Genomic DNA, 21832 nt, shown 5'->3' on the forward strand with positions numbered 1-21832 from the left:
TGTAAGCCGAATCGCAATCTGAAACAGTGATTCATCATACCAACACTAAACACTTCCCTGGTTGAAACAATCGCGCTACACACACAACCCTTTCTCGGCGTAGGTTTCAGGATAACAGGAGGTTTTCGTCGGATTAGATATAAGTCCAGAGTTCAATATTTTCCAGTATAGCCAACACCAAAGACAGCACAACTGCCAAACGCCAATGTTAAATTTTTAACAAATACGAAAAAAAAAGATTTGAGATTCTGAGCCGCAGATGTGCAGTCAATCTCAAATCTCAAATCTCAAATCTCAAATCTCAAGTCGAATATTTGTGTTCAAAACGCCTTAATCCCGACTTTGAGGGTGACAGAATTCCATTAAAATTGCCTCGCCTTCGTCGCGCGAGTCCAATTCCTGCGCTACCCGCTTGAGATAGTTTTCCGACAGCAAGCGGCTGGAAATTTTGTGCGGTATGAACCACCGATGGCGCCACCGCAAACAAAGCGAAAAAGCCACCGCTTCGGGAACAGAATAAGTGGACTGTCGCCGAATTTCCAAACCAGCAACTTCTCCAGCTTTACTCAGAGTTTTGGGAGTGAATTGTATGATGTTGCGGGGGAAATAAGTGCTGTGCCACCGCCAGCCAAGCAGGCGCGCCGATTCGCAATCAGCGTTCGGTACAGCCACCCAAATATAACCGTTTGGTGCCAGCAACTGCCTCATGCAGTCGAGTGTTTGCGTAGGCGAAGGTGTTGCCATCAAAACATGAGAACAGGTGATAACATCGAACTTTTCGTCCGTACCATGTTGTGCGATATATTCTTCCAAAGTGCCTGTAAAAACATCGAGTCCGCTATCGCGGGCCGCCGCCGTAGCCGATACCCCAGGATCGACGCCTTTAACTTCAACTCCCAGCTTTTTAAAGACTTGCAGAAAAGATCCTCCGCCGCATCCTACATCCAACAACCGCTTGCCAACAGGGACAGGAATGTGCCGGTATTCGCCCCGCCACTTTGCTTCTTGAACTACTTGTTCCTCATCCTCAACGTGAGTGTTGTAGCACAGATAATCTGGCGGATAATATGGAATCAATTCCTCCCATGTAGGTTGGGGATTGAGAAATCCTAGCCCGCAATCTTCACAGCCGAAAAGCGACCATTTCAGCGGTTCTTTAGGAGCATCGGAAGTGCCAGCTTTGTTACGGAAACGGATATTTTGTGAATTGCAAACAGGGCAATTTGTCAGTTTTTGCATGGTTCTGTTTCACGATTTGTACAGTTGCTAAGGGCAGTGGAACGACCACAATTCATTACCATTAGCTGGGCTGGTAGAGTACACCCCTGTAAGCAGATCGAAAACTAGGTTTGGCAAATCAGTATTTGTAGATGCTGGGCTTGTTGGCGCTCGACCCCCGATCGATCGGCGCTGTACAATTTTATGTCTAAATGGTTAGACTGAGAAGGTAGCATTTGTTACCGAGAATGCAACCGACGCTCAACAGACAATGATGTTCGGTAGCATTTTTGCGGTAGCGCTAAATTCTTAGAAAAATACTAACTCACAAAATTAATGTTGCCAAGTACATCTAATTATTTGCTTAAAAATGGTCGCGTACCCGCGTCTCTTCTAGAGATGAAATCGAGCACCCAGTCAGCTTCTACTGTCGCAATAACGGGCAATGAGAACAATTTTTGTTTGGTGGATATGGAAATTGCAGGGGGTACGATCGCTCAAATTATTCCATCAGGTACAGATCATTTATTCCCAATTGCAGATATCCCAATTTTCGATTTGTGCAAGGGCTTAGTTTGGCCTTGTTTTGTGGATATGCACACCCATTTAGACAAAGGCCACATTTGGGAACGATCGCCCAATCCCGATGGAACTTTTGCCAGCGCGATCGAAGCAGCGTGCGCTGATGCTCAAAACAACTGGAATGCAGACGATGTTTATCGGCGGATGGAGTTCGGACTAAAGTGCAGCTACGCCCACGGAACCAACGCTATCCGAAGTCACATCGACAGCGCAGGGGAACAGGGAACCGTTAGTTTAGAAGTAGTTGAAGCGCTGCAAGCCGAATGGGGCGATCGGCTGATCTTGCAAGCAGTTTCCCTGGTTTCTCTCGACTATTTCCTGACACCAGCCGGCGAAAAATTAGCCGATCGCATTGCTGAAATTGGCGGCATTCTCGGCGGCGTCGCTTATATCAACCCCGACTTAGACAAACAACTCGATCGAGTTTTTGCCTTAGCCAAAGAACGAAATTTAAGCCTCGACTTCCACACCGACGAAAACGACGATCCAGATTCTGTAACACTGCAACAAGTAGCAAAAACAGCCCTCCGCCATCAATTTTCCGGTCAAATCATCTGCGGACACTGCTGTAGTTTAGCCGTACAACCGCCAGATTTAGTAACAGAAACCCTTGCTTTAGTCAAAGCAGCAAATATTGGCATTGTCAGCTTGCCTATGTGCAACCTTTACCTGCAAGACCGACAATTTCAGCGTACACCGCGCTGGCGGGGAGTCACGTTGCTGCACGAACTCAAAGCAGCAGGAATTCCAGTTGCAGTTGCTAGCGACAATTGTCGCGATCCGTTTTACGGATTTGGCGATCACGACGTTTTGGAAGTCTTCAATATGGCAGTTCGGATCGCTCATTTAGATATGCCTTATGGAGACTGGCCCTGTGCAGTGACAAAGACTCCAGCAGATTTGATGGGATTGCCTAATTTAGGACGAATTGCAGTTGGTTTAGCCGCTGATTTGATTTTGTTTAAGGCGCGGAATTTTAGCGAATTGTTATCTAGAGTGCAGGGCGATCGCACAGTTTTGCGACAGGGCATTAAAATTGATACAACTTTGCCAGATTACCGCGAGCTCGATGATTTATTAGCAATTTAAATCTGACATCCTGCACCAATCTCAAGAACTGGCCGGAGATCCTGTTCTTGAGATTGGTGGTATAATATGTATGTTTCAAAAAGCATTTCAGCATTGCTATCTTGTCAATTGACAAGAGATTTGATATAAATGTAAATGCTAATTTAATGGAGGTGATTTTAAGTGAAAGCAGTTATTTTATTGTCGGGAGGGCTGGATTCCTCAACTGTTTTGTATCAAGCCAAGGCCGACGGCTGCGAGTGTTACGCGATTTCGTTTGACTACAAGCAAAGACATCGGCGGGAGTTGGAATCAGCAAAGGCGATCGCACTTTCGGTCGGGGTTAAGGCACATCAGATAGTAAACTTTGACTTGACGCTTTGGGGCGGTTCGGCTTTGACTGATAATCAGATCGAATTGCCGATCGATCGCACTCTGGGAGAAATGTCGCAAAACATCCCCAGTACCTACGTTCCAGCTAGAAATACAATCTTTCTCAGTTTTGCCCTCGCCTACGCAGAAACCCTAGAAGCCGATCGCATTTACATCGGTGTAAACGCTTTAGATTATTCCGGCTATCCCGACTGTCGCCTCGATTACATCCAAGCCATGCAGGAAGTATTTCGGTTAGGAACAAAGCAGGGCAGAGAAGGAAATGCTATTAATATTGTCACACCTTTAATCGAACTTAAAAAAACAGAAATTATTCAATTAGGCAACAAATTAGGAGTGCCTTGGGAGCAAACTTGGTCTTGCTATGCAGGCGGCGAAAATGCCTGCGGCGTTTGCGATTCTTGTCGGCTGCGGCTGGCTGCTTTTGAGGAATTGGGATTAAAAGATCCCGTGGCTTACGCTTAAAGATGACTTGCGCGCGACGGCCCAGAAGCCGGGTTTTTTTGCGATAATACATTACAGATGGCAGAAGCGACAAAAAACCCGGTTTCTTATGAATGCAATCTATCGGCTCACTCAAGAACAAGAGGCTTTGATTCCGGTATATCGGGAGAAATGGAGAGCGATCGCACTTTCTACCGAACCAATCGATCGGCAAAAAGCGGTAGTGCTACACAAGTAATGATGCATTGTAGTGATGAATGAAATACCAGATGGCACCAATGTGATTCTCCAACGATTTTGAAAAGGACAAGGTTTTTCTGACTAGCCGAGACACCCGTTGCCTCAATGTATTGTTGAATCGCTCTTCGGTAGCTGGTGAGAGCCGGTTTCCTTCCCGATGGCTCGATGTCGTTTGCTCGGTAGAACGGCTCCATACGCTGCCCAGAAATCCGTATAGGCGATTGCACATTGGCGATAGACCGGAGGCAACGATTCCCACAATTTGCGGGCTGCTGCTTCATCCCGTGCGCCAATGTAAACGCCAACAATCTCACGAGTGTCTGCATCAAGCGCCAACGGGACCCACTGCTTGTTGCCTTTGTTGTCTACAAATGACCATAACTCATCGCATTGAAACGCTCACGCCTCCCCTTTTTTTTGGTGTTACCTGCACTTGGCGGGACACCTTGGCATATTTCTCGTTGGGTGCATCTCACTTTTGCGAAGGTGTCAAAAAAAAGTTAAAATGAAAAAGCTAGTAAAATCGTCAAATAAAGATGAGGTAAATAAAATGACACCCTCAGACCAACAACAGCTAAAAGCCCACTTAAAAGCGGTAGCAAAAATTCTTTACAGAAATACAGAGTCAACCGAGTTAAAAAGTTTTGAAAGTATAGAAAAATCAGTTTGTCAGAAAATGTTATCAGAAGTTCGTCCAGAAATAGGTAACTTTTTTTTTCAGCAGTATCAGGAATTAAAACAGGAAAACCCCGAAAAATAAAATCAATAATCGGCTCGCTCGACATTACAGATAATCAGGCCAAATATTTTGGATTAAAAGCTTACAGTCAATTTAGTCCACTGATGGAAAACTGCTGTCTTTTAATCACTGCTAACGAATCTTATCAAATGGCAGAAAAAGATTTGGAAAAATTTACGGGTATCAAAATTTCTCACAGTACATTACAAAGATTAGTCAATCGACAAGAAGTTGAATTACCTACATCTCAACAAGGAGTCAAAGAAATTACATTGGATGGCGGTAAAGTCAGACTACGCAACGAAACCAAGGGGGAGAGCTGTTACTGGAAAGACTATAAAGCCGTGTGTTTAGATAATGTTTATTCGGGAGCATTTTTTCAAAATAATCAAGATTTAATTGATTGGACTAATAGCCAAAAATTACTACACCCTATGTATTGCATAGGAGATGGCCATGCCGGGATTTGGAACATATTTAAAGAAATTGGAGATAATGAACAAAGACAAGAAATCTTAGATTGGTATCATATCAAAGAAAATCTCTACAAGGTAGGTGGTTCAATAAAACGATTGAAATCAGCAGAAAATATGTTATGGAAAGGCAAACTTGATGAAGTTATAGATTTATTTAAAGACTTTAAAGGTAAAGCATTTAAAACGTTTTGCAATTATTTAGAGACCCATCGCTGCCGAATAGTAAATTACCAATACTACCAAGAATAATCCATAAGTTCGATTGGTTCTGGAACAGTGGAATCAACAATAAAACGCATTGGATTAAGAGTGAAAATATCGGGAGCGCAATGGAATATTGAGAACGTTTCCTCTATCCTTGCTCTTCGCTGTGCTTATCTCAACGGTCAACTTTCAATTTGATATATGTGCCAAAGTGAGATGCACCCTTTCTCGTTGACGTAGGGAAAGCAACCATTGTCCAGAAACCTTTGCTGCACGAGCGATTCCAGCCAGAGAAATACGTTCCAGGAGCAATCTGTCAATCAGTTCCCGTGTGGCGAGTCGATCACTTTTTTAGTCGGTTGTTCGATGAATTGTCGTCCGCAGTCTTGGCATTTAAACCTTTGTTTACCGTTGTGGATGCGACCATTCTTAACCGTTTGGGAAGAGACACAAATGGGGCAGGTAGGCATGGGAGGAGAACAACCAGAAACTCTACTTCTTCATCATTACATCTTGAGCACTACCCAGGATTTGGAGATTTTAGATTATCCCCAAGCCTGAATCCGGAAGCATCTTCTCCTCCCAATCGAAAATCAAAAATTGAAAATACGCACAGTCATCAGTAGTTAGGCTTTCATCTAACTAAGTCAAGCTTATGGCGCAGGCTGGATATGCGTTGAAATGTATTTTTTGACAACCTGTAAAGCCTATTAGGTATTGATTACAGCTTGCTTATCATACAAATCTTATTTACAAGTGTGCTTAAGAAACATGGTTATTATCCATTGCAGACTATACAGACTATAATTGATTATCAACTTGATTGTTTGCAGACAAGACAATCAGTATTTAATACCCCAATCAAAGGAGAAACATGATGGATTGGAATACTAACACCGAACAGTACCTAAGACAGTTAAGCGAATTGCAGAGAGGCCTTTTCATTAGCTGGGCATCCATGATGCCGAATATGCCAAGTTCCAATATGCCCAACGTCCGCGATACTGTCGCTAACAACCTGAAATTTCAGGAACAGGTGGTGACGAGTTCTCTGGAATTGCAGGCTATGGTGGCTCGTCTGTCAATCGAAGCCCAAAAGCAATTTTGGGAAAGCTATTTCAAAATGCTTGGCAGGCCGTAAATTACCAAAGCCGACTGAGGATTAGAGTCGAATGACTTTACCTAGAGAGTGATTTCCGATATTTTATCGGGTGTTGGGAAAGTAATTAGGAAACCATCGACTTGAGAAACCTGCTAGAAGGACTAACAAAGCTCCCTAAGATAACCTCTTGGGGAGCTTTTTAAAGATGAAACCGTTTTTACTAAGAAAATTTTTTTATTCCTTTTTCCTATAAAAAGGTTGAATTCAATAAAAAGCCCTCTACTAAACTTTAATGCTGTTACTTTGTCTAAGGACCTACCTAAAGAAATGACATAATATTAACCGAGTTGAAGCTTTTCTATACAAGAGCTTGAAATATAGCGCTTTATTTAAAGTACCTCTTAGGTAAGTGGTACGCATCAAATTGAATCCATAAAATGATGGGAAATCTATACACTCTCAGCGCAGGACGATCGCATCGTTGGATTGGGTTCAATCGTGCGTATCCTATTCATTTTCATTGAAACGCTTTGTGTATGGCTGATGTGATCGTTAACGCATACATTATTATTGAGGATTGCGCTTTATGGACCCAAAACAACTGAGTGAGGAACTGCGTAAAGGACAGAACCCTCACATGACCCGTCGGCGATGGATTATCGGCTTATCTATGCTTGGGGGTTCGATGGGACAAGCCGTCACACTCTACCAGACTGGGATCGTTAATCACCTACCAGATCCGCCGGGACAAAAGCTTTTCGATGCAGACCGCGTTGACGCTTCTAATTACGCTTACAACAAATTCAACTCACCCGACGGGCCAATAATGGTGGCTAATTATGCCCTCACTGCTTGGCTGGCTGCTGCTGGCGGTCTAGACCGCGCTAGGCGCAACCCTTTGTTACCAATTGCAATGGGTATCAAGCTCGTGTTGGACGGGGTGACCAATGTCGAGTTAGCTCGTCAAGAGTGGAGCGAGAACAAGGCGTTTTGTGAATACTGCCAAGTTGCGACGGTTTGCTCGATCGCGTCGATCGTACTCGCAGTGCCGGAGGTTCTTACTGCTGTTGGCACCCTGCTGGGACGCCGTGACCAGGACACCGAAGCACAGGGCAACACACGGTAATCGATACAACGGGGAAAAGTACGGGTTTTCTACAGCGGTGTTGGGCTTACAACAAATGTTAAGCCCGATCGAGAATGATTGCACATATTTTATGCAATTATTTTTGTTAAATGTTCCCTCTAGAATTAGTGGTAGAACGAGTCCTGTCTGAGGATAGAACACCCACTAGAAACTGAATGATAGCCTTGTAGAGTAAAGTCAAAAACAGGTGCAAATTATGGCATCAGATACTCCTCCAGACACTCGGCAAGATGATGCAAAATACGACCCTCAAGATAATCCTGGAACCCAAACCAGTATACCGACCACAGAAGAGGGTGACACTCCAGTTGATGAGACATATCGCATGACAGGTCAACAATCCGGTACTGACGTTAATCCCGGTAGTGAACCTGAAGCTCCAGGAGCTGCCCCCAAAGTTGTTGGTAGTCCAAATCAAGGAACTGACTCGCGTTAAAAAGATTCTTGAAAATCGCGCAAATTGGTGAACGAGATGAACGGTAGCTCAGCAGATAACGCGGTCGAGACACTGCCTTATTTGTAAATAATGCCGAGCCAAAATCGGCTGTTAAACCGGATAACAACAAAGATCGATCAGATTATTTAACCGAGGATAACTAAACATGGTTACAACGTTAGAGGATACAAAACGGGTTGCGATCGGCGAAAGATTGGCAGACTTGAAAGCCTTTCAAAATTTAATTATCTCGAACGATCAAAAGCTAATAGATGCCTGCCCTGATGAAGATGTTCGCAAGCGTCTCCAGAATATGCTTGAGGATGACCAGAAAAACCTGGGCATTATAGAGACAGTGATGGTTCAATACGGCATTCAAGCTGAACCTAGTGCTGCGACCAAGATATTTATTCCGCAGTTTGAGAAGATGATGTCAGGCGATGAGTTTACGTATTATCAGAAACTCATGCACCACGAACTCATGAAGCATGGTCAAGCCATGAGTGGAATCATTATTCACAAAGCCGCTCAGAAGGTTGGAGCTGATATTGAAGTGGCAATTGGGCCTTTGAATACCGTCAATTTTGAGGGTCGCGCTCACCAAGAACAACTCAAAGGAATGCTCGAACTCGTGGGTGTCCGCGAAATGACTGGTAAAGACGCTGACCAGGGACTCTGGGCACGAGTGCAAGATGGAGTTGCTGCATTGTCGGGTGTAGTTGGCAGCATAGCCACCCAAAACACTGACAAACAAGATATGAACATCCAGACCCTCATCCGGCTGGATCATAACAAGGTCAATACCATCTTCACCGAAATCGGAGCTACTAAAGACCCTCAAAAGCTTCAAGAGTATTTCGGGCAAATCTATAAAGATTTGTTGGTACACGCTCAAGCTGAAGAAGAAGTCGTCTATCCGAAAGTTCGATCGTTCTACGGTGATGACAACACTCAAGAGCTGTACGATGAGCAAGCGCAAATGAAGCGGATGCTCGATGAAATTAAGGCTATTGACCCCACTAATGCCGACGAGTTTAGATCGAGAATTAAAGACCTGATGGATGTGGTTGGCGACCACATACGCCAAGAAGAATTTACCATGTTCTCGGCGATTGACAACAATTGCAGCGAGGAGCAAAAAGAGCAAATGGCAACCGAATTTAAAGCTGCTAAGAGCAAGATTCAGCAAGAAATGGCAGCCTAATTGCAAAAACAGCCAACCCTCTCATTACAAGACAAAGCATTGCCCGATAAGTGGCTGCACGGCTTTTATTGAGAGGGTAGCTGATTGTGCAATAAGAAAATAGCTTTTTAGCTCCCACACTCTAGCAGGTCGCGATCGCCATAAGAGCCGCTTCTAAACAGAAGTTCTCCTTTGAGGGCAACTTCTGTTTAGAAGAAAAAACTGTGGCTAACAACTTAAAGCGGAACAAGAAGAGGTAGATAGGTAGTGCTAATTTGAGCCGTACATTTTTACCCCACCCCAGCCCTCCCCTTGGTAAGGGGAGGGAGTAAGAAATTCACAAATGATTTAGGATTGCTATATTAGACACAGCATTAGCTCAAATATGACAAGTTTTTAGTCACAGGAGAGCAGAAGTTTAGGGTTTTACTATAGCAATCCTTGCAGGAGCCGTAAATTTTTTACCCCACCCCAACCCTCCCCGAACCCGCTCGCTCGGGAGTAAGAAATTTACACATGATTTAGGATTGCTAAATCAGGTTCAGGTAATAACGTAGACTGCGCTTCACAATACATCAGCATTTGAGTTTTAACCATGAATTTCTATATAGATTATCAGAATCCTCTTATTCTTTTTGCAGTTGGCGCGGGCGCTTTGTTCGTCGTGCTTTGGGTGGTGCGATCGTGGCGCGAACGTCAATACGATCTCACAGGCAAAACGGTGCTGCTTACGGGTGGTTCTCGGGGACTTGGTTTGGTTATGGCACGCCAGTTGGTGCAGCAAGGAGCGCGTTTGGCAATTTGTGCCCGCGATCGCGCAGAACTCGAAAGGGCGCGTGTCGAGCTGGACCAGTGCGGTGGAGAGGTGCTGGCTGTTCCCTGTGATGTGACCGATCGCTCCCAGGTTGAGCAGATGGTGCAGCAGGTGCGCGATCGCTTCGGTCAGATCGACATCCTCATTAACAACGCAGGCACCGACCTTGTGGGGCCAATGGACGTATTGACGATGGAGGACTACGACGATTTGATGAAGCTGCATTTCTGGGCACCGCTATACACTACTTATGCGGTTTTCCTGGAAATGCGTCAACGACAGGCTGGACGCATCGTTAATATCTCTTCGATCGGCGGCAAGGTAGTTTCCCCGCATATGTTGGCGTATTGCGCCAGCAAATTTGCCTTAACCGGTTTGTCGGAAGGGATGCGGACAGAACTGGCAAAGGACGGGATTGCTGTCACAACGGTATGTCCGGGTTTCATCCGCACGGGCGTGATAGACCACGCTATGTTCAAAGGTCAGCACCGCAAGGAGTTTACCTGGTTCAGCATTGCTGATTCCTTGCCCTGGATCTCGACGAGTGCCGAAAAAGTTGCTCGTGAGACTATTGCTGGATTTCGACGGGGTGATGCAGAGGTAATTGTGCCACTTTGGACTTGGTTTAGTGCCAGACTCTATGCTCTTTTTCCAGGGCTTTCTACTACTGCGATCGGTTGGTTTAATCGGTTGTTACCTGGAACAGGTGGCATTGGTACCGAACGCGCTTTTGGAAAAGACAGCCACTCATCTTTATCGCCTTCAGTGTTAACCTCTTTGAGCGACAAAGCGGCACGGCAAAACAATGAGATGGCGAGCAAGAAGGCAAATGGTGCGGGAGCAGATAAGCAGGTTGAAACTGGATCGAATGGACACGTATAAGCACAACTCTCCGCTAAAGAGGTTCAGTCCTCTGGAATCACGGCACAAATGCCAGCGCCTGAACCAGCGATTTCAGTGATGCCGCGCCCAATAATCCCTGTTCCACCGAATACTGCCAGCTTCTGCATCGCTTTTACTGCTTGTTTTCGCGATCGTCACTATCAACAGTATTAGATGAAGTTCATTGTTCCTCTATCTGTGTGTAGAGTTAGAAGGATTTTGCTTTTGTATTTGGACTAACGTAAAAATGCACGTAAGCTTTCAAGTTCATCATATTTTAGACAATTAGCAAATTTTTTGATACCAAACGCACTTGGGTGAGGAAGGAAAGTAATCAGCTTTTCTCGGTCGCCAATCGCTATCGGTCCGAACAGAGAAACATCTTTAGGGATATTGAACTCATATTGCATTGCCTCTCTTGCCGACACTCCCATTACTACAACAACCCGTGCTGATGAGATTTCCAAGACTTTTTTCAAGTAACTCTGAACGCACTGATTCTGCGCTTTTTTTACACCAATTTCACTCACTGACTTACAATGCACTATTTCGGTAATTGCATAATCACTTCCTGGAGTGACATTACGCTGAAACAGCTCAATAGCCCTTTTTTGAACCGCACTCCAAAAGTTAACACTACCACCATACGTTCCATCTTTTTGTAGTGATTTTCTGCCATCTAAAATCCATACCTTGCGTCCACCACCAAAGCGATTATTGAAGAAGTCATCAATGGCATCATCTGACCATGACCAACGTGGATAGTCTTCAACTGAGCTAATGGACGGATTGGAGCTTAGAAATAAAATAGGAGCTTGTTCTATACGTCCACTCCACGGTTCAGGTACTTGGTATTCGTTCAGGCTAGAAGATGACTGGGAAAAAACAATCTCACGACATGGATGCTCAACCGACGGATTTTGAATACAAAAATTTACGTGAGGACAGTGAGCAATCTTATTTAACAATGTTGTCATAAATTCCCTAAAAAAATACTTTTAATTTTTCCATCTTTGAACAGTTAAATAGCAACCCTTTTCTCTCAATGGGACGTGTAGCAACATTCCAAAACTCAACGCAATTTTGAGAGGTGACTTGTAGCTGATGCCCATCACCACGTAACTGCCGAATAGCCGCCCTGATAACCGAATGAAGTGGGTGAGAGCGATCGACAAACCGTAACAGCACATTGGTATCTACCAGGTATATCACAACTAGGGATGCTCCTCGTAGATTCCAACACGACTGGCAGCATAGTCTGATAGCACTGGTATGCTTGACCCGACAAAAACAGCGAACTCATCAGCTACCTGATCTGCGATCGCATAACGCATCAACTCAACCATGTACCTCACACCTCCTAAATTGCCAATACTCACTTCTAGTGTGTCTCAAGCAAGATGTTGTAAACAATTCCTTGCATTTGAATTTGATTATAGCTATATGCAGTTAAGCAATAGCTGCAAAACAAGGAGAACAAATGTCAGAAAGTACGTCAAACTCAGAAATGGTATACCGAACTCTTGGCAGCACAGGAGAGAGGGTTTCCGCGATCGGATTGGGTGGTTGGCACATCGGATTGAAGTATGTTGATGAGCAACTCGGTATCCGGATTGTTCGCACTGCGATCGACCGTGGCATCACTTTTATGGATAACAGTTGGGATTACAACGGTGGAGTCAGCGATATTCGCATGGGGAAAGCTCTCCGCGATGGCTACCGAGACAAAGTATTCCTGATGACTAAAATTGACGGTCGCTCCAAGAAAGAAGCCGCAAGACAGCTAGACGAATCGCTGCAACGCCTGCAAGTTGATTGCATCGATCTCGTCCAGCACCACGAAATCCTCCGGTTCGAGGACCCGCATCGAGTTTTCGATCCAGAAGGGGCAAATGCCGCCTTAATGGAGGCGCGGGAAGCTGGCAAACTCCGATATATTGGCTTCACCGGACACAAAGACCCCCAGATTCATCTGCATATGCTGGAAGTTGCAGCCAGTTATGGGTTTAAATTTGATACAGCTCAGTTGCCGCTGAATGTGATGGATGCACACTACCGAAGCTTTGCGAAGCTAGTTGTGCCAGAACTGGTTAAACAGGACATCGGCATTCTTGGCATGAAAAGCATGGCAAACGGGATTTTGTTACGGTCAAATACGGTAACGGCAATTGAGTGTCTGCACTATGCGCTGAATCTACCTACATCGGTTGTGATTACGGGAATTGACAGCATGGAGATTCTCGATCAAGCGTTTGAGGCGGTGCGGACGTTCCAGCCAATGAATGAGGAGCAGGTGCGATCGCTGTTAGCAAAAACGGCAGAAGCGGCATCACGCGGCGAGTTTGAGCCGTTCAAAACTTCATCAATTTTCGACAGCACTGCCCAGAATCTAGATTGGCTGGGAGAGGAGCCACAGCGCATTCAGCAACTGATGCGAACGTAATCGAGAGACGTTGAGCAACAGTTGCTCAACCTTTTGTGTTCATTGAGAATTGACAAATTTAGATTTGCCGAGAATACCCTGCTACGCCGTGAACCAGTCTAGTGCCGATTCTATAATCGCAGGGGGAATTGTGTGGGGGCCGTCGAACTCCCGATAAACCACATCGTAGCCAGCACCCCGCACCTGTCGCACTATCTGACGGCTACAAGGATCGATCGGTAAAACAGAGTCTCGCGTGCCGTGCGAGATGAACAGACGCGGTTCGCCAACCTGTGAAGGTGGTCTCATAAACCCCGGCGAGAACGCTATGACATGGCTGAACAAGTCGCCGTTCGTGATGCCGACACTTAGGGCATAGGAAGCCCCGTCCGAGAAACCCTCGATCGCAATGCGGGTAGGGTCTACAGCGTAGCGGCTGAACGTCTGCGCCAGCGCCTGGTCAATCAAGGCAATATCGGGGCCGTACCCACCGACCAGCACATCCCACGTCTGGCGGCGCGAGGCAGGTGCCAGCAGGATAAGTCCAGTAGCATCGGCGAGGTTTTGGAACGGAGTCAGACCGCCGCGTGCGTCGCCACCTGCTCCGTGCAGCATCACCACCAGTGGTGCGGGTCGGGAAGCTTGGTAATTTTTAGGCACGTAGAGGAGTCCGTCGCGCTTGGTGGAAAGTCCCAACGGTTGCAGACCGCTTGGTGCCGTTCCCGTAGGCTGCGTTGGTCGTGCCAGCAGGCGTCCATTTATAGAAACCATTTGATATCATCTTTTGGGCGATCGCGTAGAATCAAGGCGGAGTAGATAAATTCAAGTGAGCTGGGGTGAGAAATGGGATATTCAAGCGATTTGAAAGACTCATAGTGGGAAATAATCGAGGCTTTACTATCCCAGAATAAGAAAACTCGACCCCCAGTGGGGACTTGCGCGACAACTCTTTTTCGGGCATATTTTATCAGCTCAAGAACGGTTGTAATTGGGGAGATTTACCCAGAGATCTACCGCCATATTCAACAGTCTTCTGGCATTACCAAAATTGGTTTGAGCATGGCTCTCTCGAACGGATTGAGGCACAAATACATAGCCTTGTAGGCGAACAAGTCAAAAAAAACCGCAGTGGACGACTCTAATTATCATTGACTCCCAAGCTGTGAAAAATACTTGTAATGCCAGTATTGAGTCAAAAGGGTTTTGTTTCTATAAAAGCACGAATGACATCCAAAGACATCTAGCGGTAGATATACTAGGTTTCCCCTTCTTTACTCACCCTCTCCAAAGCCAGTGTATCTGATGACCCTCGGGGTTAATTGAAATGCTCACACACAACATTGATTACTTCAAATCTAAACCGGACGACCTGCCCCAGACCACAATCTTGTTGGATAATAGCTATCATCCTGAGAAATTAACTCAAGCTTTAGAGAAGGTTTATCCAGAGATTGTGACGAAGATTCAATTTGAACTTTCAGCTAAACCATCGAAAGCAGAAAAGGCGGCTAAAGGGCAATCTGGATTTGTGCCTGTTGCGGCTAGATGGTAATTGAACGGTCAAATGCTTGGGTGGAGCGATGTAAAAGTTTAGTCAAGAATTTTGACCGGACACTCGAACGTTCCAACGCCAAGCTCAAGCTGTTTTTCATTCGGCTAATGCTCAAGCGTTTAGCGCATAGCTAGATGTCAAATGGGTTCTATAACGCATCATTACTTGTTTAGCACTACCTAAGGGGGGCGAGAAGTCGTACATGACCTTCGCTTAAATGTGATGATTCTGGAATTGAGGATTTTGGTTGGCACGGCTTGCACCCGGCACCAGTTCGACCTTCACCCAACCCGATTTGCGCTGGTCAAAGGCTTTATAGGCATCAATTACATTCGTCAGGGGTTCAATCTGGGTGAGGATGTCGGTCGGATCTACGACACCGCTACGAACGAGATCTACAATCAATGGAATGTACTTGCGATGATTGCAGTTCCCCATCTTCAGGGTCAGATTTTTGTTCATTGCCATGCCGATCGGGAAGAACTTGTGCGTTAGCGGGTACACACCAATAATCGAAAGCGTTCCAGCTTTGGCGAGTCCCTGTACAGCCCATTCCAACGCTTGAGACGGGGCATTGCCGGGATGCCAATTGCCATTTTGAGGATTGGTTTCAGGCGCAATCTTCTCAAGTTCTTGCTGGAAACGTTCTGCTTGCTGTTGAGCTTTCTCCGCCGCTGGACCGCTGTTGGGCGCAACCGCATCCACACCCACGGCATCGATCGCCCGATCCACGCCAATGCCGCCCGTTAAACTTTGGATCGCCTCAATCGGGTCTTCTTGGTTGAAGTCGATAATTTCGGCTCCCTGTGCCTGTGCCATTTCCAGGCGAGAGGGAACTGTATCGATTGCCAAAATTCGTCCGGCTCCCAGCAATTTAGCGCTGGCGATCGCAAACTGTCCCACAGGACCGCAGCCAAAAATAGCAACGTTATCACCCGGTTTAATTTCAGCTAACTCTGCTCCAAAGTAAGCGGTTGGGAAGATATCTGAGATCATAATTGCCCGATCGTCATCCACTTCCTGCGGCAGCTTCACCAATCCAGCATTGGCGTAGGGAATGCGGGCATACTCTGCCTGCAACCCATTAAACGGCCCTGTGGTTTCTGGTCCTCCAAAGAAGGCAGTTCCCGCTTGGGGACCATTGGGATTGGCCGTATCGCATTGGGAATGATATCCGGCGCGACAGTAGGAGCAAGAGCCGCAGGCAATGGTCGAGGGGATAACAACGCGGTCGCCCGCTTTCAAATTCCGCACGTTGCGCCCCACTTCTTCCACAATGCCAACCCCTTCATGCCCCAGAATCGTTCCCGGTATCATACCTGGAAAGGTTCCCCGAATCACGTGCAAGTCAGTTCCGCAAATGGCACTGGAAGTCAAACGGATGATGGCATCAGCGGGTTCTTGAATCTTGGGTTCTGGAACATCATCCAGACGAATATCGCCAATACCGTGAAATACAACTGCTTTCATGAAAAGTCTCCTGATAATAATGGTTTAGTTAATCGTTTTCAAACACTCCGCTCATTGCGGGGAGGTTGCATCGGCTCAAGTTGAATTTTGCGTCCGGTTCGTGCGGCTTCATAGATGGTTTGAATCAGCCGAATATCCTGTAATCCCTCCTCTCCAGGGGTTTTCGGCTCTCGGTTTTGCACGATCGATTCCGACAGATGATCCATCTCCAGCGCAAACTGATTCTTCTCGTCAATATTGCGTTCTTCCCGCACCTTTCCCTTCTCGACAAACAGCCGATGTTGGTAATAGTCTGTTGCCGGACTGAGTTCTAGCGTCCCTTCCGAGCCAAAAACTTGAATTCGTTTCGTGTCAGAGTAGCCGTAGCTTGACGTGCAGTTTGCCAATACACCGCTGGGAAACCGCAGCATAAAATTCACGTTCTCTTCGACTTCAACAAAGCGGGGATCGTTGGGCGTGCTGTACAGCATGGCGCTAACTTCGATCGGTTCTTCACCTGTGATGTATCGGGCGGCATTCAGGCTGTAAATCCCGATATCGGGCAGCGAACCGCCTCCCGCTAATTTTTTATCAATTCGCCAGCGGTCTTGGGGTTCAGATGGCTTAACAATCCGCCCGTGATCGGCCACAATTGCTTTCAACTTGCCCAATTCTTTGCGCGGACCTCTAGCAAGGTCGATCGCCGCTAAGTTATAGGGTTCATACTGCGCGCGATAGGCAATCATCAGTTTTTTACCTGCCTGCCGCGCTGCATCTATCATCGCCTGACACTCTGCTACTGAGGTTGCCATCGGCTTTTCACACATAACGTGTTTGCCCGCTCTAGCACCTCGAATAGTGTACTCCGCGTGCATTCCGTTCGGCAAAACGATATAGACGACATCGACTTCAGGATTGTCGCGAATCGTGTCGTAGTTTTGATAGTTATAAATGTTTTGAGGGTTCACCCCGTACTGTCGGGCATAGCGTTCAGCTTTGGCGCGGTCGCCGCTCACCAAGGCTACTAAGCGCGATCGCTTGCACTCCCCAAAAGAAGGCATGATTTGTTCGGTGGCAAACTGGCCCAACCCCACAACCGCCCAACCTAGCTTCTGCTCTGGAGGAAGGGAGGGTTCCTCAGAAGGGGAAGGAGCCGCTTGTGCCAGCGTTCGTACAGGTTTGTAGATGATTTCGGCCGCTCCCATCGCCAATAACCCCAGACCCGTTCGGTTCAACAGGGTGCGGCGCGTCAGTCCTCGCTGCAATGCGTCAAACATATAAAATTTCCCGTTTAAAAATTGGCTCTGCCGTATAGCCCCATCAATTCCGCCGCATCTAACACGTGAGCGTCCATCGCTTGCAAAACATCTTCCTTACTTGCTCCTGGCGCAATGTCGAGCGATCTGTCGAGCGCGTGGAGCTTGAAGAAATATCGATGGTTGCCATTAGGCGGACAAGGACCGTCAAACCCGATCCGATCGAAATCGTTTTTGCCCTGCCTGCTGCCATTGGGTAGAGAACCGTGATTAGGGACGCTTTCCGGTAACTGTCGCAGATCTGCTGGCATATTGTAGAGAACCCAGTGCGTGAAAGTTCCATTTGGAGCATCTGGATCGCTCGCAATCAACACAAAACTCTGGGTTCCAGGAGGGGGGTCTTCCCAGGTCAAGGGAGGCGAATGGTTCTCCCCATCACAGGTGTACTTAAAGGGAATAAAAGTTCCCGCTAAAAATTCAGAACTGTACAGATGCATAAGCGGCTCATGTTTGAATCACGGTTAGAGCTTTGAGGGAAATATTTCTGGTGCTTCACTTGATTCTGGGTGAGCAGTGCGGTTGCGAAGTGATTCCCCTTCAAGGCGATCGAGGGATTCCACTGCTTTTGTGCCGTCAACATTAATGACGGCATCAAACCGATCTGGCAAACAGGCAAAGTCGAACATCATTCACACCTCGGACAAAACGGTTGGCTCGATCGGCATCGGAAAAATTTGCTTTCACTGCCACCGCCGTAAAACCTTTTTCTTAAATCAGTCGTTTGGTAATGTCTGCCCGCCGTTGACAGAATTCGCGGATTCCATGCGTTGCTCCGCCAATCAACACCAAGCGAGTACCATCTTTTAAATCCATCAGAGGATCGCAATCTGAGGCTGCACTTGTAAGTGGATGAGCCACCTGTTGCACAGCCCGAGCAATGTTAGTATCTGCGGCGTTTGGCATCGTTTCTCAAAGACCTATTTCTGCAAGGCTTGACGGTCACTGATACACCGCTCGGCCGGCGGGAGGCGACAACCTACGCAATCAGTCTAAAAGTCTAAACCAATCTTTTCCTCCAACTTTTGAGGCATATTCACGGGCAGGCTGCTTAAGCCTGCTGATAGAGATCGCGTGGTGTTTGTTGGTAATGGAAGTTGCTTAACCGCAATTTTCCTCACGCCCGCTCAATGACACTACGCCATTCTCAAAATCCACCAATTGGGTTGGATGATTGTCGATCGTAGCTAAATCTCGCTCTATTGCAAAAGCAGCAAACCTCCAGCGACCTGAAACGCTTCAATGCTAATCCCTGAGTAACGCATTGGATGGTGTGTCAATGGTGGTTGCGAAAGATGGTCAACCCTTGAGATAGTGGATGAACCAGGCACGCATTGGTGATGATGTGTTGACCGCAGCACAGGAACTGCAAGGATTGGAACGAACCGATCGAATCAAATACGCTGTGTTAGAGCGCAGCGGTGGAATTTCCATTATTCCCCGCTAATTATTCTTATATTTGGGAAAGGTAAACGATGAGTTTTTAAAGCAGGCTCTTATTCGGACTTGGGGTGCCACTTTCCGTCGCCACCCTTCTCGTAATCACGTTTTACTGCACCCCAAGCGACTCGGAATGCACGCTCTTCTTCACCATATTCTTCTACAGCACTGTTAAAAGCTGCTCGAAAAATTTCTTGAGCGTGCTCGGGTAAGTGCTCCTTAACGGACGGGGGTAAGTCATCAATCTGTTTGTAAGGCATTGTTCATCTCCAGACTATTAGAACTTTAGGAGAAGAGTAAACGCTGATTGTTGCGACGGGTAAATTTTGCGATGTGCGATCGCAACTTACGGCCGCGCCGCCACTTTCCACAATTTCTTAATGGTGGACTACGGAATGGGCGAGCATTTGCCGATGGGATGAGCGAACTCAATGGTGAAAAAGTCGGGCGTCAAAGAAGGTGGGAATATCTCAGACCAATCAACCAACAGGCAATCACTATTTTAGTAGTTTAGACCAATTAGAAACAGTTTTATAGCAACGGTGTCAAAAACTATTAAATCTCAAACACCTGAGAACGCGGTTTGAATCATTTCTATTGGTAGCCGGAACCCAAAGCTTCATCCATTTAAAGCGAGATGCGCTGCCAGCAAGCTCCCTCGATCGCAACTCGTTCCGGAACTCGCAATTGAGCGTGTCAACTGTGGGCCATCTACTTTTCCCCACGACGTGAAAGAGGCCCCGTGACGTGCATTAATTGTCGATCGAGATTGCGCGCAGTTGCTCCCAGATGAACCGAGCGACCCAACCAGGCTTCGGCTATATATTCGGGGTATTCCCCACCAACTATTTTCATAATGCAATTGGCATTTTAGTGGGTGTTTGGGGAATTGCTGCATTTACTAGCTTAAGCGGGTCAATTGTGTTCAATCGCATCTTCGCTATCCTTTATGCAGCAGGTTGAATTTTAGGATTGCTGCCATTTGCAAATACCTTGTTCGGGCTTACACCGCTTTTTGGAAATAATATCTGGCTCAATGCCCTTACTGCTGGTATCGCTTTCTAGTACGGATTTGTGAAGTCAAGAGAAATCAGTATGCAGAGTTCATCTAGTGCTCAAGCTAGCGTGTAACTAGAATAGTTTCTCGAAGTAGATAAAGGGTTCTCATGCTTACTGCTGGATAATTATTTCTTCGGCACTCTTTGGCACTGATTATATGATGCAGAAGTAGTCTCACAAGGACTACTTCTTTGGCACTGGTTTCAGTTGTCTATACCTCGAAAAAAATGAGCGAACCGTGAGCGATTCAGTTTAAGTTGAGAGTACCTCTCGACACGTTGTCGGTGTCTAACCGATTCAGTATTTGATGGGCGACCATCACCCGCGCATCGATCGGGTAGTTCTTATTCGCCAAGAGGACGATTCCGAATGCCTTCTGCGGGATGAACGCGACGTAGGCAGCGAAACCGTTCGTCGAACCAGTCTTGTTGATCAGAACGTTCTCCCTCGGCGGCGACGGAGGATCGATCTCGATCGCCGGATTGGCCTCGTAGCTTATCTTTACCGAGTTCCCGGCAAGCAGGTCCTTCAAGGCGACCGGATAGGAATACTGCTCCCAGATCAGATCCTGGGTCATCTCGCCGATCCTGAAGTATCCGGTGTGCGTGGCGGCGATCGCACGTTGCAGCTTTTCATTAAGGTTGAGCATCCCCATGTTCGCCTTGATGAAGTGGATCGTGTCGTCGGCTGTAGTCCTGATACCGTAGGCTTCCGACGCGAGAACTCCGGGCATCATCCTAATCGGTTCGTCATTTTTTGTGTAGCCTTGTGCATAGTTTTGGCTCTCCGAAGAGGGAACGTCGAGATAGGTGCGGTTCATTCCCAGGGCGGGAAAAAGCTTACCTTGCATGAGGGCGACGAAATCCTCGTTCATGCTCCTCGCTGCGATCGTGCCGAGCATCCCGATGCTCAGATTGGAGTAAGTCCGATACGTCCCTGGAGCGTAGGTCGGTTTCCAGTTCCTGAAATACTCCATCAGTTGGTCGTTGTTCGTAATTTCGTCAGGAACCTGCAACGGGAGACCACCCGACGTATGCGTCCCAAGGTTTAGCAGACTCACCCGATCGAAGTTGCTGCCTTGCAAGGAAGAGAGGTACTTGCTCGCACTGTCGGACAACGAGAGATCGCCGTTGGCTTGCGCGTAGGAAGCAAGCGTAGCGGTGAACGTCTTGCTAATCGACCCGATCTCGAAAAGCGTGTCGCCAGTAACGGGCTTCCGAGTCTCCTTGGAGACCACGCCGTAGTCGAAGACGTAGTGCCCACCCCTCGTGACGATCCCCACCGCCATCCCAGGGATGCGGTATTGCAACATCACTGGTCGGATTACTTCATCCACGGCGCTCTTGATGTTGTTGCCATCATCATCGACCGCGTAGCTAACATTTACCGCCACGCATATGGAAACGAGCATTGCAGCAAGGAAACTCAAAACTCTGGAATTCATGCTTTTGGGGTCTCCTGTAGTTCCACCGATCTGTTGACGATCTTACTCCGGCTTATGCGCGAACGGCTTCATGACTCAATGAACACAGTAGGCTCGATCGTAATATCATTCAGCTATCGGCAAGTAGCTGAGTCAATAAGTGTTAATTCAATAGTTCGGACAGTTTTTAAGCAGCCAGAGTACCATAAGACAAGACTGAAGGAAGGTTAGGGTGATTTAAAATCA

The 21832-nt window shown here is 46.9% G+C and carries 28 protein-coding genes and 3 pseudogenes; 16 read left to right on the forward strand and 15 right to left on the reverse strand.

Annotation, left to right across the window (positions count from 1 at the left end; all coding sequences use genetic code 11):
- Positions 1 to 330: 330 nt before the first annotated feature.
- Complete coding sequence (locus QUA54_RS25300; protein ID WP_333416808.1) at positions 331 to 1239, reverse strand: class I SAM-dependent methyltransferase; 909 nt, start codon at positions 1237 to 1239, stop codon at positions 331 to 333.
- A 315-nt stretch (positions 1240 to 1554) separates the two neighbouring features.
- On the opposite strand from QUA54_RS25300, the gene QUA54_RS25305 reads away from it, so the two are divergent.
- The 3 genes and pseudogenes from QUA54_RS25305 to QUA54_RS25315 form a co-directional block, all read left to right on the forward strand.
- On the forward strand, positions 1555 to 2889 hold the full coding sequence (locus QUA54_RS25305) for a cytosine deaminase (RefSeq protein WP_333416809.1): 1335 nt from the start codon (positions 1555 to 1557) through the stop codon (positions 2887 to 2889).
- Positions 2890 to 3051: 162 nt separating this feature from the next.
- Positions 3052 to 3726, forward strand: a complete 675-nt coding sequence (gene queC / locus QUA54_RS25310; protein WP_333416810.1) for a 7-cyano-7-deazaguanine synthase QueC — start codon at positions 3052 to 3054, stop codon at positions 3724 to 3726.
- 88 nt (positions 3727 to 3814) lie between these two features.
- Positions 3815 to 3925, forward strand: a pseudogene (locus tag QUA54_RS25315) (DUF6745 domain-containing protein); the annotation flags it as partial.
- 6 nt (positions 3926 to 3931) lie between these two features.
- Here the strand turns inward: QUA54_RS25315 and QUA54_RS25320 are convergent.
- Positions 3932 to 4417, reverse strand: a pseudogene (locus QUA54_RS25320) (IS1 family transposase); the annotation flags it as partial.
- A gap of 78 nt (positions 4418 to 4495) precedes the next feature.
- Here QUA54_RS25320 and QUA54_RS25325 point away from each other — a divergent pair.
- A pseudogene (locus tag QUA54_RS25325) lies at positions 4496 to 5562 on the forward strand (ISKra4 family transposase).
- 122 nt (positions 5563 to 5684) lie between these two features.
- On the opposite strand, the gene QUA54_RS34570 reads toward QUA54_RS25325, so the two are convergent.
- Positions 5685 to 5834, reverse strand: a complete 150-nt coding sequence (locus QUA54_RS34570; RefSeq protein ID WP_445301584.1) for an IS1/IS1595 family N-terminal zinc-binding domain-containing protein — start codon at positions 5832 to 5834, stop codon at positions 5685 to 5687.
- Between QUA54_RS34570 and QUA54_RS25330 the strand changes: the two genes are divergently transcribed.
- The 6 genes from QUA54_RS25330 to QUA54_RS25355 all read left to right on the forward strand — a co-directional run bounded on the left by QUA54_RS25330 (position 5782) and on the right by QUA54_RS25355 (position 10928).
- Positions 5782 to 5925, forward strand: a complete 144-nt coding sequence (locus QUA54_RS25330; RefSeq protein ID WP_333416812.1) for a hypothetical protein — start codon at positions 5782 to 5784, stop codon at positions 5923 to 5925. The two genes, QUA54_RS34570 and QUA54_RS25330, sit on opposite strands and share 53 nt — an antisense overlap.
- Before the next feature lie 313 nt (positions 5926 to 6238).
- On the forward strand, positions 6239 to 6505 hold the full coding sequence (locus QUA54_RS25335) for a hypothetical protein (RefSeq protein WP_333416813.1): 267 nt from the start codon (positions 6239 to 6241) through the stop codon (positions 6503 to 6505).
- 547 nt (positions 6506 to 7052) lie between these two features.
- A complete protein-coding gene (locus tag QUA54_RS25340) occupies positions 7053 to 7592 on the forward strand; it encodes a vitamin K epoxide reductase family protein (protein ID WP_333416814.1) in 540 nt (179 codons plus the stop codon).
- 217 nt (positions 7593 to 7809) lie between these two features.
- Positions 7810 to 8049, forward strand: a complete 240-nt coding sequence (locus QUA54_RS25345; protein ID WP_333187678.1) for a hypothetical protein — start codon at positions 7810 to 7812, stop codon at positions 8047 to 8049.
- Positions 8050 to 8215: 166 nt separating this feature from the next.
- The gene (locus tag QUA54_RS25350) at positions 8216 to 9253 is read left to right on the forward strand and encodes a hemerythrin domain-containing protein (protein ID WP_333416816.1); all 1038 of its coding nucleotides are present in this window, start codon (positions 8216 to 8218) and stop codon (positions 9251 to 9253) included.
- Positions 9254 to 9827: 574 nt separating this feature from the next.
- On the forward strand, positions 9828 to 10928 hold the full coding sequence (locus QUA54_RS25355; RefSeq protein WP_333416817.1) for an SDR family NAD(P)-dependent oxidoreductase: 1101 nt from the start codon (positions 9828 to 9830) through the stop codon (positions 10926 to 10928).
- Between the two features lie 236 nt (positions 10929 to 11164).
- On the opposite strand, the gene QUA54_RS25360 is transcribed toward QUA54_RS25355, so the two are convergent.
- Positions 11165 to 11905 (reverse strand): uracil-DNA glycosylase family protein, encoded by a 741-nt coding sequence (locus QUA54_RS25360; protein ID WP_333416819.1) that lies wholly within the window; start codon positions 11903 to 11905, stop codon positions 11165 to 11167.
- 237 nt (positions 11906 to 12142) lie between these two features.
- Positions 12143 to 12307 (reverse strand): hypothetical protein, encoded by a 165-nt coding sequence (locus QUA54_RS25365; protein ID WP_333416820.1) that lies wholly within the window; start codon positions 12305 to 12307, stop codon positions 12143 to 12145.
- 101 nt (positions 12308 to 12408) lie between these two features.
- On the opposite strand from QUA54_RS25365, the gene QUA54_RS25370 reads away from it, so the two are divergent.
- Positions 12409 to 13371, forward strand: a complete 963-nt coding sequence (locus QUA54_RS25370) for an aldo/keto reductase (protein ID WP_333416821.1) — start codon at positions 12409 to 12411, stop codon at positions 13369 to 13371.
- 81 nt (positions 13372 to 13452) lie between these two features.
- Here the strand turns inward: QUA54_RS25370 and QUA54_RS25375 are convergent, their stop codons facing one another.
- Together QUA54_RS25375 and QUA54_RS25380 are read right to left on the reverse strand one after the other, a co-directional pair.
- A complete protein-coding gene (locus tag QUA54_RS25375) occupies positions 13453 to 13851 on the reverse strand; it encodes an alpha/beta hydrolase (protein ID WP_445301585.1) in 399 nt (132 codons plus the stop codon).
- A 151-nt stretch (positions 13852 to 14002) separates the two neighbouring features.
- The gene (locus QUA54_RS25380; protein ID WP_333416844.1) at positions 14003 to 14131 is read right to left on the reverse strand and encodes a hypothetical protein; all 129 of its coding nucleotides are present in this window, start codon (positions 14129 to 14131) and stop codon (positions 14003 to 14005) included.
- A 154-nt stretch (positions 14132 to 14285) separates the two neighbouring features.
- Between QUA54_RS25380 and QUA54_RS34575 the strand changes: the two genes are divergently transcribed.
- Both QUA54_RS34575 and QUA54_RS25385 read left to right on the forward strand, forming a co-directional pair.
- On the forward strand, positions 14286 to 14492 hold the full coding sequence (locus QUA54_RS34575) for a transposase (RefSeq protein ID WP_445301586.1): 207 nt from the start codon (positions 14286 to 14288) through the stop codon (positions 14490 to 14492).
- Positions 14493 to 14674: 182 nt separating this feature from the next.
- The gene (locus tag QUA54_RS25385; RefSeq protein ID WP_333416823.1) at positions 14675 to 14902 is read left to right on the forward strand and encodes a hypothetical protein; all 228 of its coding nucleotides are present in this window, start codon (positions 14675 to 14677) and stop codon (positions 14900 to 14902) included.
- A 213-nt stretch (positions 14903 to 15115) separates the two neighbouring features.
- Here the strand turns inward: QUA54_RS25385 and QUA54_RS25390 are convergent, their stop codons facing one another.
- From QUA54_RS25390 to QUA54_RS25410, 5 genes are all read right to left on the reverse strand, one after another.
- Positions 15116 to 16372 carry a zinc-dependent alcohol dehydrogenase gene (locus QUA54_RS25390; protein WP_333416825.1) on the reverse strand — a complete coding sequence of 419 codons (1257 nt, stop codon included), beginning with the start codon at positions 16370 to 16372 and terminating at the stop codon, positions 15116 to 15118.
- A 38-nt stretch (positions 16373 to 16410) separates the two neighbouring features.
- Positions 16411 to 17628, reverse strand: coding sequence for a Gfo/Idh/MocA family oxidoreductase (locus tag QUA54_RS25395; RefSeq protein WP_333416826.1), 1218 nt, complete (start codon positions 17626 to 17628; stop codon positions 16411 to 16413).
- 14 nt (positions 17629 to 17642) lie between these two features.
- On the reverse strand, positions 17643 to 18104 hold the full coding sequence (locus tag QUA54_RS25400; RefSeq protein WP_333416828.1) for a YbhB/YbcL family Raf kinase inhibitor-like protein: 462 nt from the start codon (positions 18102 to 18104) through the stop codon (positions 17643 to 17645).
- A 24-nt stretch (positions 18105 to 18128) separates the two neighbouring features.
- Entirely contained in the window at positions 18129 to 18296 is a 168-nt protein-coding gene (locus tag QUA54_RS25405; RefSeq protein ID WP_333416830.1) for a hypothetical protein, read from the reverse strand.
- Between the two features lie 79 nt (positions 18297 to 18375).
- Positions 18376 to 18570 (reverse strand): hypothetical protein, encoded by a 195-nt coding sequence (locus tag QUA54_RS25410; RefSeq protein WP_333416832.1) that lies wholly within the window; start codon positions 18568 to 18570, stop codon positions 18376 to 18378.
- A gap of 412 nt (positions 18571 to 18982) precedes the next feature.
- On the opposite strand from QUA54_RS25410, the gene QUA54_RS25415 reads away from it, so the two are divergent.
- A complete protein-coding gene (locus QUA54_RS25415; RefSeq protein WP_333198622.1) occupies positions 18983 to 19111 on the forward strand; it encodes a hypothetical protein in 129 nt (42 codons plus the stop codon).
- 49 nt (positions 19112 to 19160) lie between these two features.
- On the opposite strand, the gene QUA54_RS25420 is transcribed toward QUA54_RS25415, so the two are convergent.
- Positions 19161 to 19364 carry a ChaB family protein gene (locus tag QUA54_RS25420; protein WP_333416833.1) on the reverse strand — a complete coding sequence of 68 codons (204 nt, stop codon included), beginning with the start codon at positions 19362 to 19364 and terminating at the stop codon, positions 19161 to 19163.
- A gap of 47 nt (positions 19365 to 19411) precedes the next feature.
- Here QUA54_RS25420 and QUA54_RS25425 point away from each other — a divergent pair, with 47 nt between their 5' ends.
- A complete protein-coding gene (locus QUA54_RS25425) occupies positions 19412 to 19618 on the forward strand; it encodes a hypothetical protein (RefSeq protein WP_333416835.1) in 207 nt (68 codons plus the stop codon).
- Between the two features lie 197 nt (positions 19619 to 19815).
- Here the strand turns inward: QUA54_RS25425 and QUA54_RS25430 are convergent, their stop codons facing one another.
- Positions 19816 to 19959 carry a hypothetical protein gene (locus QUA54_RS25430; RefSeq protein WP_333416837.1) on the reverse strand — a complete coding sequence of 48 codons (144 nt, stop codon included), beginning with the start codon at positions 19957 to 19959 and terminating at the stop codon, positions 19816 to 19818.
- Between QUA54_RS25430 and QUA54_RS34580 the strand changes: the two genes are divergently transcribed.
- Positions 19894 to 20067, forward strand: coding sequence for a DUF4383 domain-containing protein (locus QUA54_RS34580; protein ID WP_445301587.1), 174 nt, complete (start codon positions 19894 to 19896; stop codon positions 20065 to 20067). The genes QUA54_RS25430 and QUA54_RS34580 overlap by 66 nt on opposite strands.
- Positions 20068 to 20410: 343 nt before the next feature.
- Here QUA54_RS34580 and ampC read toward each other — a convergent pair whose 3' ends face one another.
- Positions 20411 to 21607: a class C beta-lactamase gene (ampC, locus tag QUA54_RS25435; protein WP_333416839.1), complete on the reverse strand. Its 1197-nt coding sequence runs from the start codon at positions 21605 to 21607 to the stop codon at positions 20411 to 20413.
- Positions 21608 to 21832 lie beyond the last annotated feature (225 nt).

This window comes from Microcoleus sp. MOSTC5 (assembly GCF_036701825.1).
Taxonomy (GTDB): Bacteria; Cyanobacteriota; Cyanobacteriia; order Cyanobacteriales; family Microcoleaceae; genus Microcoleus; species Microcoleus asticus.